The following is a 14,436-nucleotide window of genomic DNA, read 5'->3' as shown; positions in this document are numbered from 1 at the left end:
CTTTCACGGGTATCGACGATCCAGCCCAATTCTATGGCTGCTGAGCGTCAGTCCTCCGCAGCGTCCTCGGCCACGTCAAGATCGTCGACGCTCAGCACATCCAGCACGATCGCGGTCACATTGTCGCGGCCGCCGTTCTCCAGCGCCGCGGTCACCAGCGCCGCTACGGCGTCGTCAGCCTTGGGGTTCGACATCAGAAAGTGCCGGATCCCGTATGCCGTCAGCTCTTTGGTGAGCCCGTCAGAGCAGACCAGGATGCGCAGGCCCGGCGTCAGCGGCAGGACCCGGTAGTCGGGCACGGGCGGTTCGTGGAATCCGACGGCCCGGGTGATCACGTTTCCGTGCGGATGCACATCGGCTTCCTCACGAGTGATCCGGCCGGCGTCGACAAGCTCCTGTACGACGGAATGGTCGATGGTCACCTGTTCCAACACCCCGGAGGTGAGCTGGTAGACCCGCGAGTCGCCGATGTTGTAGGCGATGAATTGCGGCGCATCCGAGACGATCGCCACCGCCACGCCGGTGACTGTGGTGCCGGTGCCCAGATCGGTGACGCCTTCACCGGCCTTCATGTCGTCCACGGCCTGGGCGAGGGCGACGTTGATCGCCTCGGCTGTTGTCGGTGTGTTGTCGCCGAGTTCGGCGAGCCGGGTCACCACGGCCTTGCTGGCGACGTCACCCGCGGAGTGGCCGCCCATGCCGTCCGCCACCGCGAACACGGGTGATTGGGTTACCAGGCTGTCTTCATTGACTTCGCGGCGGTGACCAACATCGGTGAGCGCGGCCCAGGCCAGGGTGACGGATTTCTTCACCGAGGGGAGCGCGATCGTGTGGCTGGGTGAGCCTTGACCTATCTGGGTCACGGGTGGTGCCTTCCGAATACGAACGTGCGGCAGCAGCAGACGACGGTCAGTCCGCTGGCAGGATCTCGATCAGGTTACCGTCCCCGATGTCCACCGTCGTACCGGGCAGCACCGTGAGGGAGGCGTCGGAGCGCAACCGTTGGCTGCGGCCGAGCGCAAAATGGACCATGGTGCCGTTCGTGGAGCCGAGGTCGGTGACGACGACGGCATCGCCGTCCTGACGGATTTCGAGGTGGCTGGCAGACACGATCGACGCCGCTGACGTCACCTCGACCAGTTCCACCAACTCGCCGGCCTGGACGCGCCGTGGACGGGGGCTGCGCCCGATCCGGTACACCCTGTCCAGCAGAAGCTCCTCTCCGGTCGCCAGCCGGAACCGGTACCGGATCGGTGCGGCGAGGGTGTCCTCGACGGTCTCGGCGGCGGATTCCGCGGCAGGCTCCGCGGCAGTCTCGGTGGCCGGCGCGGCCGGGTCCAGGCGCTGCAGCCTCCTCCGATCGAGCACAACGGTGTCGTCCACGATCCGCCTGGGGCGCAACACAGTGTCGGCGACGTCGGCCGGCTGCCCGGTGACCGACCAGAACAGGGTGTCACCGCTGTCGATCCCGGTGCTGAGCACGCGGCCGTCCGCGAGTCTGTCGGCACCCGCGACGGCTGCCAGCGGTGACCCGACGACGAGCCCGGTCACGGCCTGGAACTCGGCCAGCAGCCAGGGCCGGATGTTGCGGTCGGTGAATCGGCGGGATCCCCCGATTGAGAAGACGTCGACGGCGATGGCCCCGCGCACGACCGCGTGCAGCGGGATGCCGTCATCGTCGCCGTCACGAGGGATGCCGGGCACTATCACCGCGAACGAGTCGGCGTCGCCCGGCCCGCCAAGCGGGATCAGCGCCACGAGAGTCTCCAGCGCCACGACGGTGTCAGCGGCCAGTGCGTGCAGGGCCGCCACGACCGGGGTCCCGGTGGTCGCCGGGAGCACGGCCAGGAACCCCCGGCCCACCACGAACGTCCATTCGGCGTTCTCCAGCGGCGCGGTCTCGCTGCCGACCCGACCCAGTTGCATCTGCCTCCTTGTTCCTTCGATGCTAGACCTGGCTCAGCCGATGTAGCTCATCACGTGCTTGATCCGGGTGTAATCCTCGAATCCGTACATCGACAGGTCTTTGCCGTAACCGGAGTGCTTGAACCCGCCGTGCGGCATCTCGGCGACGATCGGGATGTGGGTGTTGATCCACACACAGCCGAAGTCAAGCCGTTTGGCCATTCGCATGGCACGCCCGTGGTTCGTGGTCCACACCGATGAGGCCAGCCCGTACTGCACGTCGTTGGCCCAGGTCAGGGCCTGGGCCTCGTCGGCGAAGCGCTGCACGGTGATGACAGGGCCGAAGATCTCCCGCTGCACGGCCTCGTCGGCCTGCCGCAGGCCGCTGACCACTGTGGCCTCGTGGAAGTAGCCGGTGCTGCCCTGCCGGTGTCCGCCGAGCTCGAGTACGGCATGGTCGGGCAGCCGGTCGATGAAACCGGTCACCTGGGCGAGCTGGTTCTGGTTGTTCACCGGGCCGAACAGGATGCCTTCCTCGTTCGGCGGGCCGGTTCGAGCGTTCCGGGCAGCATATGCGGCGAGCGCCGCCACGAACTCATCGTGGATGCCCTCCTGCACGAGAACCCGGGTGGCGGCCGTGCAGTCCTGGCCGGCGTTGAAGAAGCCCGCCGCGCTGATTCCCGCGACGGCCTGCTCGATGTCCGCGTCGTCGAAGACGATCACCGGCGCCTTGCCGCCGAGCTCGAGGTGCACCCGCTTGAGGTCGGTCGCTGCGGCCTTGGCCACCTCCATGCCCGCGCGCACCGAACCTGTGATCGAAACCAGCTGCGGAGTGGCGTGGTCGATCATCGCGGCCCCGGTGCTGCGGTCGCCCATCACCACGTTGAGCACCCCCGGCGGCAGGAACTCCGCGGCCACCTCCGCCAGCAGCAGGGTCGCGCTCGGGGTGGTGTCAGAGGGCTTGAGCACAGTGGTGTTGCCGGCCGCGAGCGCCGGTGCGAACTTCCAGACGGCCATGTTCAGGGGGTAGTTCCACGGGGTCACCTGTCCGACGACGCCGATGGGTTCGCGACGGATGAAGGAGGTGTGGTCTTTCAGGTACTCGCCACCGCTCCTGCCCTCGAGCACCCTGGCGGCGCCGGCGAAGAAACGGATCTGGTCGACCGACAGCAGGATCTCGTCGTCGACGAGCGTGCTGCGCGGCTTGCCGGTGTCGCGGGACTCCGCGTCGGCGAATTCCTCAGCGCGCGCCTCGACGGCGTCGGCGATGCGGAACAGGGCCAGCTGGCGTTCGGACGGGGTGGACTCGCCCCAGCCCTCGAACGCGGCCACGGCGGCTCGATAGGCGGAATCGACATCGGCCGCGGTCGACACCGGGCTGGTGCCGTAACTCTGCTCCGTGGCCGGGTCGATGAGGTCGATGGTGGTCTCTGAGGTGGACTCGACGTGGTCGCCGTTGATGAAGTTGCGTAGCGCGCTCATGCGCGTCAGCCTAGCTGCCCGGAATCTGTCAGACCACCGCGAAGCCATGGGAATTCGTTGTGAAACTCTTGTTTCACGACGGATTCGCTTGCCGCATGGCACCTTCGCTGTCACAATCGGGTGATGAGTAGCAACGGACGCGGCAACGCGGGTCGACCAGCCCAACTGGACGATGTGTCGAAGAAGATCATCGAGCAGCTGCAGGTCGACGGTCGACGGTCCTATGCCGAGATCGGCAAAGCCGTCGGCCTGAGCGAGGCCGCGGTGCGCCAGCGGGTGCAAAAGCTCACCGAGGCCGGGGTCATGCAGGTCGTCGCGGTGACCGACCCGATGCAGCTGGGTTTCTACCGGCAGGCCATGATCGGCATCCGCGCCACCGGCGACACCCGCATCCTGGCCGACAAGCTCGCCGAGATCCCGGCGGTCGACTATGTCGTACTCACCGCGGGTTCCTTCGACATCCTGGCCGAAGTCGTCTGCGAGGACGACGACGAACTGATCGCACTGCTCAATTCACAGATCCGCGCGCTTGAGGGGGTCGCCTCGACCGAGACGTTCGTCTATCTCAAGCTTCACAAACAGTTGTACAACTGGGGAACACGGTAACCGAGATGACCATGACAGAGCCAACAGCATCCACCACCGGCCCGCGCGTCTATAGCGACGCCGAGAACGCCGACCTGCAGCAGAAGGCCAAGGACCATCTCTGGATGCACTTCGCCCGTCAGTCCGTGCTGGAATCCGGTACCGGCGTGCCGGTGATCACCAAGGGACTCGGCCACCACATCTGGGACTCCACCGGCAAGAAGTACATCGACGGCCTGAGCGGACTGTTCGTGGTGAACGCCGGGCACGGCCGCAAGCGTCTCGCCCAGGCCGCCGCGAAGCAGGCGGAGGAGCTCGCGTTCTTCCCGCTCTGGTCCTACGCGCACCCCAGCGCCATCGAGCTCGCCGACCGGTTGGCCGAGCACGCGCCGGGCGACCTGAACCGGGTGTTCTTCTCCACCGGCGGCGGCGAGGCCGTCGAGACGGCGTTCAAGCTGGCCAAGTACTACTGGAAGCTGCAGGGCCGCCCCACCAAGCACAAGGTGATCTCCCGCTCCGTCGCCTATCACGGCACCACCCAGGGCGCCCTGGCGATCACGGGCATCCCCGCACTCAAGGAGATGTTCGAGCCGGTCACCCCCGGCGGCTTCCGGGTGCCCAACACCAACTTCTACCGGGCCGACGAGATGGGCTCCGGGCACGGCGACGATGTCGAGGCGTTCGGCCTGTGGGCGGCGAACCGCATCGAGGAGATGATCCAGTTCGAGGGCCCGGAGACCGTGGCCGCGGTGTTCCTGGAGCCCGTGCAGAACTCCGGCGGCTGCTTCCCGCCGCCGCCCGGCTACTTCAAGCGGGTGCGCGAGATCTGCGACCAGTACGACGTGCTGTTGGTGGCCGACGAGGTGATCACCGCGTTCGGCCGGATCGGCAACATGTTCGCGTCGACCACGTTCGGCATCGAGCCCGACATGATCACCTGCGCCAAGGGCATGACCAGCGGCTACTCACCGATCGGCGCGACCATCATCAGCGACCGCATCTATGAGCCGTTCAAACACGGCGACACGGCGTTCTACCACGGCTACACCTTCGGCGGCCATCCGGTCTCCGCCGCGGTGGCGCTGGCCAACCTCGACATCTTCGACGAGGAGAAGCTCAACGAGAACGTGCGGGAGAACTCGCCGGTGTTCAGGGCAGAGCTGGAGAAGCTGCTCGCCCTGCCGATCGTGGGTGACGTGCGCGGCGAGGGCTACTTCTTCGGCATCGAGCTGGTCAAGGACAAGGCCACCAAGGAGACCTTCAACGACGACGAGTCCGAGCGGTTGCTGCGCGGCTACCTGTCCGGTGCGCTCTTCGGTGCCGGGCTGTACTGCCGGGCGGATGACCGGGGCGACCCGGTCGTGCAGCTCGCACCGCCGTTGACCATCGGCCCGGCGGAGATCCGGGAGATCGGCGACATCCTGTACGGCGTGCTGTCGGAAGCGCCGAAGCACCTGTAGCCGTCGACTCGAACACCGTCACGGCACGATGGTTGCGTCGTCGGGCACCGCGAACGCCCACTCCGGCAGGTGCCCGCTACCGATCATCTGCAGCAATAACAGCGCCATGGGGTACCCGGCGTCGATATCCACGGCCGTGTCGAGGTAGATGCCGGCGACCGACCCCTGCCCGAGCGCCCAGCTCAGCCAGGCCAGCATGCACAGCGGTGCCGGCCTGGCCGTGCGGGGCGCCATCGCCACGAGCAGCTTGAGCAGTCTGATTCCCCGCTCGATCCGCTCCGGGTCCGGCCGGTCCAAGCTCATGCCGAGCATCAAGTCACCGGTGGTGGGCGAGGTTTCCTGCAGGGCCCGGCCGGCGGCCATATCGGCTTCGACGACCTCGTCCATGCTGAGACCGGTCTCGCGCTGCCGCTGGGCATAGTGCCGGTTCAGGGCCAGACTGCGGTGCCCTTCGGCTTCACCGAAGGCAAACTGCAACATCATCTGGTCCCGGGTGGCGGGGCCTTGCATCAGGAACAGCAGCGCAGCGGCCTCGTCGATGCTGAGCTCGGCGGGATTCACGCCGAGCGCGGTCTCGGCGGTGCCCACAGGGTCGAGCATGTCGCCGACCATTTCGATGAGCTCGGGGATCGGCCCCATGTCGGGGCCGAGCCTCTGGTAGCGGGCCAGCCGCCTAGCGAAGCGTTCCCGGGTCCCCAGGTCCACCCTGGGCAGCTCGGCGCCGGTATGCAACCGGCCGAGTTCCCGGCGGGCATCGCGGGGGATGCCCTCATTCACGGTGGATTCCGCTATCTCGCTGAGCGGATGCTTGAGCCGCGCGGAACGGGGCCGGCCCGTGGCGGGCGGGGCGGCCAGGTACGACACCCAGCCGTCAGCGGCCACACAGAGCGCGTCCCGCACGAGGAAGCCGGACTGGTCGGCCCGGGTGAGGATCGCCCGCAGGAAGGCACCATGGGGCAGGTCGGCGATGTCGGCGGCAGGGTCGTCGCCGATTGATTCGTCGGTGTAGGCCACCGGCACGAGGGCGTCGACGCCGGGGATCTTGCACAGGGTGCCGAGCAGGGCTCCGGCGATGCGCCGCAGTTCCTGCGGGCCGGCGTCGGGGTCGGCAAGGTTGAACCGGAGGGCGCCGCAGGTGCGGTTGCCGCGGAAGGCGACGAGCACCACACTCTGGGCGGGGAGGAAGCCCACGAGCTGGGGCACGAGGGCGAGGAAATCCTGGGGAGTCGGGGTTTTCACGATTGTCTTTTCCATGCGCCGACTCTGCGCCGGAACCGGCTCGCAGGGCCGGGCGCCGACCGAGTTGTGCAGAACCGGGCGGGCCGGCCGCCTGTGCACAACGCACCAGGGAGCGCCCGGCCGGGCTGATAATCTCAGAACAAATGAATCAGATTAATACGACTAATCCGGAGGTCTCTGTGGCCCCCGCGACAGCACCCTCCGCACCCGTTTCCGCATCCCCCGCCGCCGCTTCGCACAGCGCCCTTGCCGATCCCGGCGCCCTGGGCCTGGGAGCATTCGCGCTCACCACCTTCGTGCTCAGCATGTCCAACACCGGCATCGTGCCCTCCAGCGTCGCCGTGCTCGGCCTGGCCCTGTTCTACGGCGGAATCGCCCAGGTCATCGCCGGCATCTGGGAGCTGCGCAACGGCAACACCTTCGGCGCCACGGCGTTCACCTCGTTCGGCGCGTTCTGGCTGGCCTTCTGGTACCTGGAGAGCACCGGCGGCAACGTGGCGGCCGGCGCCGCCGGCATGGGCACCTTCCTGCTCGCCTGGACGATCTTCACCGTCTACATGACCGTTGCCGCCAAGAACACCAACGGGTCGATCTTCATTGTCTTCGTCGCCCTGTCGATCACCTTTGCCCTGCTCGCGATCGGCGCGTACACCGGCATCACCGCGATCCACCAGCTCGGCGGCTGGTTCGGCATCCTCACCGCGCTGCTGGCCTGGTACGGCTCCTTCGCCGTGGTGTACAACTCCACGTCCCCGCGCACCTCGCTCCCCGTCTGGCCCGCCAAATAATCCGCGAACTGTGAGAAAAGCCCCAAAAACGTCAAGTTTTTGGGGCTTTTCTCACAGTTCGCGAGGGGGGTTACTCGATCGCGGCGGCGAATTGGGAGTCGTAGAGGGCTCGGTAGGCGCCGTCGGCCAGGAGCAGCTCGGCGTGGCTGCCCTGCTCCACGATCTTGCCGGCCTCCATCACCAGGATCAGGTCGGCATCCCGGATCGTCGATAGGCGGTGCGCGATCACGAAGCTGGTGCGGTCGGCGCGAAGCGCCTTCATGGCGTGCTGCACGAGCACCTCGGTGCGGGTGTCGACCGAGCTGGTGGCCTCGTCGAGGATCAGCACGCTCGGCCGGGCCAGGAACGCCCGCGCGATCGTGAGCAGCTGCTTCTCCCCCGCACTGACGTTGCCGCCCTCGTCGTCGAGCACCGTGTCGTAGCCGTCGGGCAGCGAATGCACGAACCTGTCCACGTAGGTGGCCTGCGCGGCCTCCAGGATCTGCTCCTCGGTGGCGTCCGGCCGGCCGTAGGCGATGTTGTCGCGGATGCTGCCGCCGAAGAGCCAGGTGTCCTGCAACACCATGCCCATCCGGCCGCGCAGGTCGTTGCGGGTCATCGTGGAGATGTCGACGCCGTCCAGGGTGATCCGGCCCCTGTCGAGCTCGTAGAAGCGCATCATCAGGTTCACCAGGGTGGTCTTGCCGGCCCCGGTCGGGCCCACGATCGCCACGGTCTGGCCGGGTTCGGCCACCAGGTTGAGATTCTCGATCAGCGGCTTGTCCGGGCTGTAGCTGAACGACACGTTCTCGAACACCAGCCGGCCGTGGGTCTCTGCTGGGGTCTCGGCCGGGTCGGCGTCCAGGGTCTGCTCGTCGGCATCCAGCAGCTCGAAGACCCGCTCGGCGCTGGCGACGCCGGACTGCAACAGGTTGGCCATCGAGCCCAACTGGGCAAGCGGCTGGGTGAACTGCCTGGAGTACTGGATGAACGCCTGCACATCACCGAGCTGCATGGCCCCTGAGGCCACCTGCAGCCCGCCGACGACGGCGATGGCCACGTAGACGAGGTTGCCGATGAAGGTCATCGCGGGCATGATCATGCCGCTCACGAACTGGGCGCCGAAGCTGGCTGCGTAGAGTTCGTCGTTCTTCGTGGCGAAGCGCTGCTCCACCTCCTTCTGCCGGCCGAAGACCTTCACGAGGGCGTGCCCGGAGAAGGTCTCCTCGATCTGGCCGTTGAGCTCACCGGTGTGCGCCCACTGCGCCACGAAGAGCTTCTGTGACCGCTTGGCGATCATGACCGTGGTCACCAGGGTCAGCGGCACGGTGACCAGCGCGATCACGGCGAGCAGCGGCGAGAGCAGCAGCATCATCACGATGACGCCCACCACGGTGAGCAGCGACGTGACCACCTGGCTGAGCGACTGCTGCAGGCTCTGCGAGATGTTGTCGACGTCGTTGGTCACCCGGCTGAGCAGTTCGCCGCGCTTGACGGTGTCGAAGTAGCCCAGCGGCAGCCGGTTGATCTTCGCCTCGATCTCCTCGCGCAGCCGGTACACGGTGCGCTGCACGACGGCGTTGAGCACCAGGGCCTGTAGCCAGCTGAACACCGAGGCCAGGATGTAGAGCGCCAGCACCCAGAACAGCACGGCAGACAGCGCCGCGAAGTCGATACCGAGGCCCGGGGTGAGGGTCATCGCGCTGAGCATGTCGGCCTGGGCGGTGTTGCCGGATGCCCTGAGGCCCGCGATCACCTCGGCTTGGGTGGCTCCGGCCGGCAGGGTCTTCGACACGATGCCGGAGAAGATCAGGTTGGTGCCCTCGCCGAGCAGCCGCGGGCCGATCACCGAGAACGTCACGCTGATCACCGCGAGCACCAGCACTAGGGCCAGCCACACCCGCTCGGGGCGCAGCGTGCCGATCAGGCGTTTGGCGCTCGGACCGAAGTTCATGGCCTTCTCGGCCGGCATGTTCATGCCGCCGAACGGACCGCCGCCGCGCGGGGGCCTGGCGGGAACCTTCGCGTCGTCGTCGGGGCTGTCGCTCATGAGGTGGCCTCCGCTGCCAGCTGGGATGCCGCAATTTCCTGGTACGTGGTCGAGGATTCAAGAAGCTCCTCGTGGGTTCCACTGGCCACGATCCGGCCGTCCTCGACGACGAGGATCTGGTCGGCGTCGATGATCGTGGACACCCGCTGGGCCACGATGATCATGGTCGCGTCGGTGACGTCGGCGGCGAGGGCCGCCCGCAGCCGGGCATCCGTGGCCAGGTCCAGGGCCGAGAACGAGTCGTCGAAGATGTACAGCTCGGGCCGTTTCACCAGCGCCCTCGCGATCGCGAGGCGTTGCCGCTGCCCGCCCGAGACGTTGGTGCCGCCCTGGGAGATGGGCGCGTCGAGGACGCCGTCGAGCCGCTCGACGAAGTCGCGGGCCTGCGCGGTGTCCAGCGCCTGCCAGATCTCCGCCTCGGTGGCATCCGGCTTGCCGTAGAGCAGGTTGCTGCGCACGGTGCCGGAGAACAGGTACGGCTTCTGCGGCACCAGGCCGATGTGGCCCCAGAGCAGGTCGGGGTTCAGTTCGCGCACGTCGACGCCGCCGAAGAGCACGGTGCCGCTGGTGGCGTCGAACAGTCTCGGCATCAGGTTGACCAGGGTGGTCTTGCCCGACCCTGTGCTGCCGATGATGGCGGTGGTGTAGCCGGGCCTGGCCACGAAGCTGATGTCGCTGAGCACGGGCTGTTCGGCACCGGGGTAGGCGAAGCTCACACCCCGAAGCTCCAGTTCGCCGTGGCCGTGGGTCGCGTTCACCGGGTTCACCGGCGGGCGCACGCTGGACGCGGTGTCGAGCACCTCACCGATCCGGTCGGCCGAGACCGTGGCCCGCGGGATCATCACGGCCATGAAGGTGGCCATCATCACGGCCATCAGGATCTGCATCAGGTAGCTGAGGAAGGCGATCAGGGTGCCCACCTGCATCGAGCCGTCCTCGATGCGGAACGCGCCGAACCAGATCACGGCGACGCTGGAGACGTTGAGTACCAGCATCACCACGGGGAACATCAGCGCCATCAACCGGCCGGCCTGCAGGGCCGTCTGGGTGACGTCGGTGTTGGCCTGGCCGAAGCGGCGGGTCTCCACGTCTTCCCGCACGAAGGCGCGAATCACGCGGATGCCGGTGAGCTGCTCGCGCAGCACCCGGTTGACGGTGTCGATGCGCACCTGCATGACCCGGAACAGCGGGACCATGCGCACAATGATCAGCCCGACGGCCACAAGCAGCACGGGCACGCTCACGGCGATCAGCCAGGACAGTTCGAGGTCCTGTCGCATGGCCATGATGATGCCGCCGACGCACAGGATCGGCGCGGAGACCAGCAGGGTGCAGGTGGTCAGCACGAGCATCTGCACCTGTTGTACGTCGTTGGTGGACCGGGTGATGAGCGACGGGGCCCCGAACCGGCTGACCTCCTGTTCGGAGAACTCCCCCACCCTGGTGAAAACCGCTCCGCGCAGGTCACGGCCAAGGGCCATGGCCGCCTTGGCACCGAAGTAGACGGCGATGATTGCGCAGACGATCTGGCCGAGGGTGATCAGCAGCATGATGCCGCCCACGCGGAGGATGTAGCCGGTGTCGCCCGTGGCCACGCCCTCGTCGATGATGTCGGCGTTCAACGACGGCAGGTAGAGCGACGCGACCGACTGCGCCAGCTGGAAGACGACGACGGCCACGAGCAGCCGCCAGTGCGGCCGGAGATAGCGTACGAGCAGTGTCCAGAGCATCAGGCGAACAGGGCCGAGATATAGGCGATGTCCTCGGCGGTGGGCCGCCAGGTGGTGGCGGCCTGGGCGTTCTGTACGATCTGTTCCGGTTTGGTGGCCCCGGCGATGACGCTGGTGAGCCCGGGCTGGGCCAGGAGCCAGGCGAGGGTCGCGGCGAGCATGCTCACACCGCGCTCGTCGCAGAACTGCTGGTAACGCTCGATGGTGTCCCAGGGTGCGTCATCGAGCAGGTGCCGGCGAATCGTCATGATCCGGCTGTCGGCCGGGCCGCCGTCGCGGCTGAACTTGCCGGTGAACAGGCCGTTGTAGAGCGGGAAGAACGGCAGGAAGCCCAGTCCGTAGGCGTTCACGGCCGGCAGCACCTCTTCCTCGGCCTCGCGCACGAGCAGGCTGTACTCGTTCTGCGCCGAGATGAACGCCGGATGGTGCCCGATCCTGGCCGTGAATTCGGCCTCCGCGATTTGCCAGCCGGCCAGGTTCGAGTGGCCGATGTAGCGGATCTTGCCCTCCCGGATGAGGTCGTCCAGGGTGTCGAGGGTTTCCTCGATGGGGGTGTTCGCGTCCGGCCGGTGCAGCTGGTAAAGGTCGATCCAGTCGGTCTGCAGCCGGGTGAGCGACGCTTCGACGGCCAGACGGATGTACCGGCGGGAGCCGCGGGCGTCCCAATCGGGACCGTTCGCGCCGCCCATGTCCATGCCGAACTTCGTGGCGAGCACGATCTGGTCGCGCTTGCCGCGGAGGGCGTGGCCCATCAGGGTCTCGCTCAGTCCCCGCTCAGCCCCGTAGATGTCGGCGGTGTCGAAGAGGGTGACGCCGGTGTCGATGGCCGCATCGATCACCAGGGAGGTGCCGGCCTGGGATTCGGTGCTGGTGCCGTTCCGGCCGAAGTTGTTGCAGCCCAGCCCGATCGTCGAGACGACGAGCCCGGAGTTGCCAAGAGTACGATAATCGATCTGAGCCATTGTTACAGACTATTCCTGTGCGGCCTTGGTTTGACCATGTTCTGGCCCCTCCTCCACAGGCCACGATTCGGCCGCATATTCCCGTGTCCGATTCCCGCCGGAGCCCGGGCGCACCGCCGACTACAGTCGCACTATGAACAGCCACAGTCTGAACAGCCCAGCCCCCACTCCCCCGAACCTGGTTCGCGTCCAGAGCCCGCTCGGCGACCTTGAACTCACCGGCGACGACGATGAGGTCTGGTCGCTGGCCATCGTCCGCGGCGGCCACCTGCCGCTGGAGGGCCTGGCCGAGGCTCCCAACGCCGTGCTCGAGCGTGCGGCCACCCAGCTCGGCGAGTACTTCGCCGGCACCCGGGTGACCTTCGACGTTCCCGTGCGGCTGAGCCGCGGCACCGAGTTCCAGCGAAGCGTCTGGCGGGGCCTGGCCGCGATCCCCTTCGGCGATCATCTCTCCTACGGCGAACTGGGTCGTTCCATCGGCAAGAGCGGTGCGGGCCGGGCCATCGGGGGCGCCGTGGGCGCGAACCCGGCGCCGATCCTGGTGGGTTGCCACCGGGTGCTCGCCTCCAACGGCCGCATCACCGGGTTCAGCGCCGGTGAGGGCATCCCCACCAAGCAGTGGCTGCTGCGGCACGAGGGCATCGAGTACGTCGGATGAGCGCAGAACCGGCTCCGGTGACCCGGGCGTCAGTGGTCATCGGCGACGACGGTGTGGCGCGGTGCGGCTGGGCTGCGAACGACGCGGAGTACCGGCGCTACCACGACGAGGAGTGGGGCCGGCCGTTGCACGACGAGCAGCGCCTGTTCGAGAAGCTCTGTCTGGAGGGTTTCCAGGCCGGGCTGTCCTGGATCACGATCCTGCGGCGCCGGCCGGCGTTCCGTACTGCATTCGCCGGCTTCGACGTCGACGCCGTGGCCGCGTTCACCGAAGCGGATGTCGAGCGACTGCTCGGTGACGAGCGCATCATCCGGCACCGGGGCAAGATCACCGCCGCCATCGACAACGCCCGCACCACACTGGCGCTGGACGGAAGCCTGGCCGAGCTGATCTGGGGCTTCGCGCCGACGCCGCGGCCCGCTCCCCTGCGTGACCTGGCCGAGGTGCCGGCGATCACGCCGGAGTCCACCGCGCTCAGCAAGGCGCTCCGGGCGCGCGGCTACAAGTTTGTGGGCCCCACCACGATGTACGCGCTGATGCAATCCAGCGGCCTCGTGAACGATCACGTGACCGGTTGCCACTTGGCGCCGGTCTAGGCGGCTTCCCGGGGACCGAGAAGCCCGAGCTCGCTGACCGCGGCCCGTTCCGCCTCCAGGTCGGCGATGGACAGGTCGATGCGGGCACGGGAGAAGGCGTCGATGGCCAGCCCGGGCTCAATCGCCCAGCGGCCGCCGAGGGAACGCACCGGGTAGGAGGACACCAGACCGGCCGGCACCCCGTAGGAGCCGTCTGAGACCACCCCGGCGCTGGTCCAGTCGTCTCCGGTACCGTTCACCCAGTCGTAGACGTGGTCGACGGTGGCGCTGGCGGCCGACCCCATCGACGACGCCCCGCGCACCTTTATGATCTCGGCGCCACGGTTGGCCACCCGCGGGATGAACTCGTTCACCAGCCAGGCCTCGTCGATGAGGTCCCGGACCGGGCGGCCGTCGACGGTGGCGTGCGACACGTCGGGGTACTGCAGGGCGGAGTGGTTGCCCCAGATCGCCACGCCGTTCACCGAGGTGACCGGCACCGACAGGTGCGCGGCGATTTGGGCGACTGCGCGGTTGTGGTCCAGCCGGGTGAGGGCGGTGAACCGGTCGGTGGGAACATCCGGTGCGTGGCTGGCGGCCACGAGGGCGTTGGTGTTGGCCGGGTTGCCCACGACGACCACGCGGATGTCGTCGGCGGCGCCGGCGTTGATCGCAGCACCCTGCGGTCCGAAGATCCTGGCGTTGCCCTCGAGTAGGTCCGCACGCTGCTGGCCGGGCCCGCGGGGCCGTGAACCCACCAGGATGGCCACGTTCGCGCCATCGAAGGCCCGCACGGGGTCATCGGTGACGACCACGTCGCGCAGCAGCGGGAAGGCACTGTCCTGCAGCTCGAACGCGCTGCCCTCAGCGGCCTGGATCCCGCTGGGGATCTCCAGCAGGCGAAGGGCGACGGGCACGTTGAGCCCGAGAAGCTGGCCGGAGGCGATGCGGAACATCAGTGCGTAACCGATATTGCCCCCGGCGCCGGTGACGGTGACGTTTACTCGTTGTCTCTGCACGAGT

The 14,436-nt window shown here is 67.7% G+C and carries 13 protein-coding genes; 5 read left to right on the top strand and 8 right to left on the bottom strand.

Annotated elements, in window-relative coordinates:
* Positions 1–47: 47 nt before the first annotated feature.
* Genes E3T61_RS16985 through E3T61_RS16975 form a run of 3 tightly spaced genes read right to left on the bottom strand, consistent with a single transcriptional unit; the run spans position 48 to position 3,387 of the window.
* The gene (locus E3T61_RS16985) at positions 48–863 is read right to left on the bottom strand and encodes a PP2C family protein-serine/threonine phosphatase (protein ID WP_134642035.1); all 816 of its coding nucleotides are present in this window, start codon (positions 861–863) and stop codon (positions 48–50) included.
* Between the two features lie 46 nt (positions 864–909).
* On the bottom strand, positions 910–1,926 hold the full coding sequence (locus E3T61_RS16980; RefSeq protein ID WP_134642034.1) for an FHA domain-containing protein: 1,017 nt from the start codon (positions 1,924–1,926) through the stop codon (positions 910–912).
* 33 nt (positions 1,927–1,959) lie between these two features.
* Positions 1,960–3,387: a gamma-aminobutyraldehyde dehydrogenase gene (locus E3T61_RS16975; RefSeq protein WP_134642033.1), complete on the bottom strand. Its 1,428-nt coding sequence runs from the start codon at positions 3,385–3,387 to the stop codon at positions 1,960–1,962.
* 123 nt (positions 3,388–3,510) lie between these two features.
* Here E3T61_RS16975 and E3T61_RS16970 point away from each other — a divergent pair, with 123 nt between their 5' ends.
* Positions 3,511–3,993 carry an Lrp/AsnC family transcriptional regulator gene (locus tag E3T61_RS16970; RefSeq protein WP_134642032.1) on the top strand — a complete coding sequence of 161 codons (483 nt, stop codon included), beginning with the start codon at positions 3,511–3,513 and terminating at the stop codon, positions 3,991–3,993.
* Positions 3,994–4,004: 11 nt separating this feature from the next.
* Entirely contained in the window at positions 4,005–5,432 is a 1,428-nt protein-coding gene (locus E3T61_RS16965; protein ID WP_134642031.1) for an aspartate aminotransferase family protein, read from the top strand.
* An 18-nt stretch (positions 5,433–5,450) separates the two neighbouring features.
* Here E3T61_RS16965 and E3T61_RS16960 read toward each other — a convergent pair whose 3' ends face one another.
* Positions 5,451–6,686 carry a DUF4192 family protein gene (locus tag E3T61_RS16960; RefSeq protein ID WP_134642030.1) on the bottom strand — a complete coding sequence of 412 codons (1,236 nt, stop codon included), beginning with the start codon at positions 6,684–6,686 and terminating at the stop codon, positions 5,451–5,453.
* A gap of 164 nt (positions 6,687–6,850) precedes the next feature.
* On the opposite strand from E3T61_RS16960, the gene E3T61_RS16955 reads away from it, so the two are divergent.
* Positions 6,851–7,459 (top strand): acetate uptake transporter, encoded by a 609-nt coding sequence (locus E3T61_RS16955; protein WP_241992642.1) that lies wholly within the window; start codon positions 6,851–6,853, stop codon positions 7,457–7,459.
* Positions 7,460–7,529: 70 nt separating this feature from the next.
* On the opposite strand, the gene E3T61_RS16950 is transcribed toward E3T61_RS16955, so the two are convergent.
* Genes E3T61_RS16950 through E3T61_RS16940 form a run of 3 tightly spaced genes read right to left on the bottom strand, consistent with a single transcriptional unit; the run spans position 7,530 to position 12,180 of the window.
* Positions 7,530–9,488, bottom strand: coding sequence for an ABC transporter ATP-binding protein (locus E3T61_RS16950; protein WP_134642028.1), 1,959 nt, complete (start codon positions 9,486–9,488; stop codon positions 7,530–7,532).
* Positions 9,485–11,218, bottom strand: a complete 1,734-nt coding sequence (locus E3T61_RS16945) for an ABC transporter ATP-binding protein (protein WP_134642027.1) — start codon at positions 11,216–11,218, stop codon at positions 9,485–9,487. The genes E3T61_RS16950 and E3T61_RS16945 overlap by 4 nt, the downstream gene beginning before the upstream one ends.
* Complete coding sequence (locus E3T61_RS16940) at positions 11,218–12,180, bottom strand: aldo/keto reductase (protein WP_134642026.1); 963 nt, start codon at positions 12,178–12,180, stop codon at positions 11,218–11,220. The genes E3T61_RS16945 and E3T61_RS16940 overlap by 1 nt, the downstream gene beginning before the upstream one ends.
* A 133-nt stretch (positions 12,181–12,313) precedes the next feature.
* Between E3T61_RS16940 and E3T61_RS16935 the strand changes: the two genes are divergently transcribed.
* Together E3T61_RS16935 and E3T61_RS16930 are read left to right on the top strand one after the other, a co-directional pair.
* Positions 12,314–12,838: a methylated-DNA--[protein]-cysteine S-methyltransferase gene (locus E3T61_RS16935; RefSeq protein ID WP_134642025.1), complete on the top strand. Its 525-nt coding sequence runs from the start codon at positions 12,314–12,316 to the stop codon at positions 12,836–12,838.
* A complete protein-coding gene (locus E3T61_RS16930) occupies positions 12,835–13,434 on the top strand; it encodes a DNA-3-methyladenine glycosylase I (protein ID WP_134642024.1) in 600 nt (199 codons plus the stop codon). The genes E3T61_RS16935 and E3T61_RS16930 overlap by 4 nt, the downstream gene beginning before the upstream one ends.
* On the opposite strand, the gene E3T61_RS16925 is transcribed toward E3T61_RS16930, so the two are convergent.
* Positions 13,431–14,432 carry a malate dehydrogenase gene (locus E3T61_RS16925; protein WP_134642023.1) on the bottom strand — a complete coding sequence of 334 codons (1,002 nt, stop codon included), beginning with the start codon at positions 14,430–14,432 and terminating at the stop codon, positions 13,431–13,433. The genes E3T61_RS16930 and E3T61_RS16925 overlap by 4 nt on opposite strands.
* Positions 14,433–14,436 lie beyond the last annotated feature (4 nt).

This window comes from Cryobacterium lactosi (assembly GCF_004403945.1).
GTDB classification, from domain to species: Bacteria; Actinomycetota; Actinomycetes; order Actinomycetales; family Microbacteriaceae; genus Cryobacterium; species Cryobacterium lactosi.
This window is presented reverse-complemented; position numbering and strand designations above follow the sequence as displayed.

Excerpts from the sequence above, each read along its gene's own strand:
- E3T61_RS16980 (WP_134642034.1), bottom strand. The coding sequence starts at position 1,926 with ATGCAACTGGGTCGGGTCGGCAGCGAGACCGCGCCGCTGGAGAACGCC.
- E3T61_RS16970 (WP_134642032.1), top strand. The coding sequence starts at position 3,511 with ATGAGTAGCAACGGACGCGGCAACGCGGGTCGACCAGCCCAACTGGAC.
- E3T61_RS16950 (WP_134642028.1), bottom strand. The coding sequence starts at position 9,488 with ATGAGCGACAGCCCCGACGACGACGCGAAGGTTCCCGCCAGGCCCCCG.
- E3T61_RS16940 (WP_134642026.1), bottom strand. The coding sequence starts at position 12,180 with ATGGCTCAGATCGATTATCGTACTCTTGGCAACTCCGGGCTCGTCGTC.
- E3T61_RS16965 (WP_134642031.1), top strand. The coding sequence starts at position 4,005 with ATGACAGAGCCAACAGCATCCACCACCGGCCCGCGCGTCTATAGCGAC.
- E3T61_RS16975 (WP_134642033.1), bottom strand. The coding sequence starts at position 3,387 with ATGAGCGCGCTACGCAACTTCATCAACGGCGACCACGTCGAGTCCACC.
- E3T61_RS16930 (WP_134642024.1), top strand. The coding sequence starts at position 12,835 with ATGAGCGCAGAACCGGCTCCGGTGACCCGGGCGTCAGTGGTCATCGGC.
- E3T61_RS16935 (WP_134642025.1), top strand. The coding sequence starts at position 12,314 with ATGAACAGCCACAGTCTGAACAGCCCAGCCCCCACTCCCCCGAACCTG.
- E3T61_RS16960 (WP_134642030.1), bottom strand. The coding sequence starts at position 6,686 with ATGGAAAAGACAATCGTGAAAACCCCGACTCCCCAGGATTTCCTCGCC.
- E3T61_RS16945 (WP_134642027.1), bottom strand. The coding sequence starts at position 11,218 with ATGCTCTGGACACTGCTCGTACGCTATCTCCGGCCGCACTGGCGGCTG.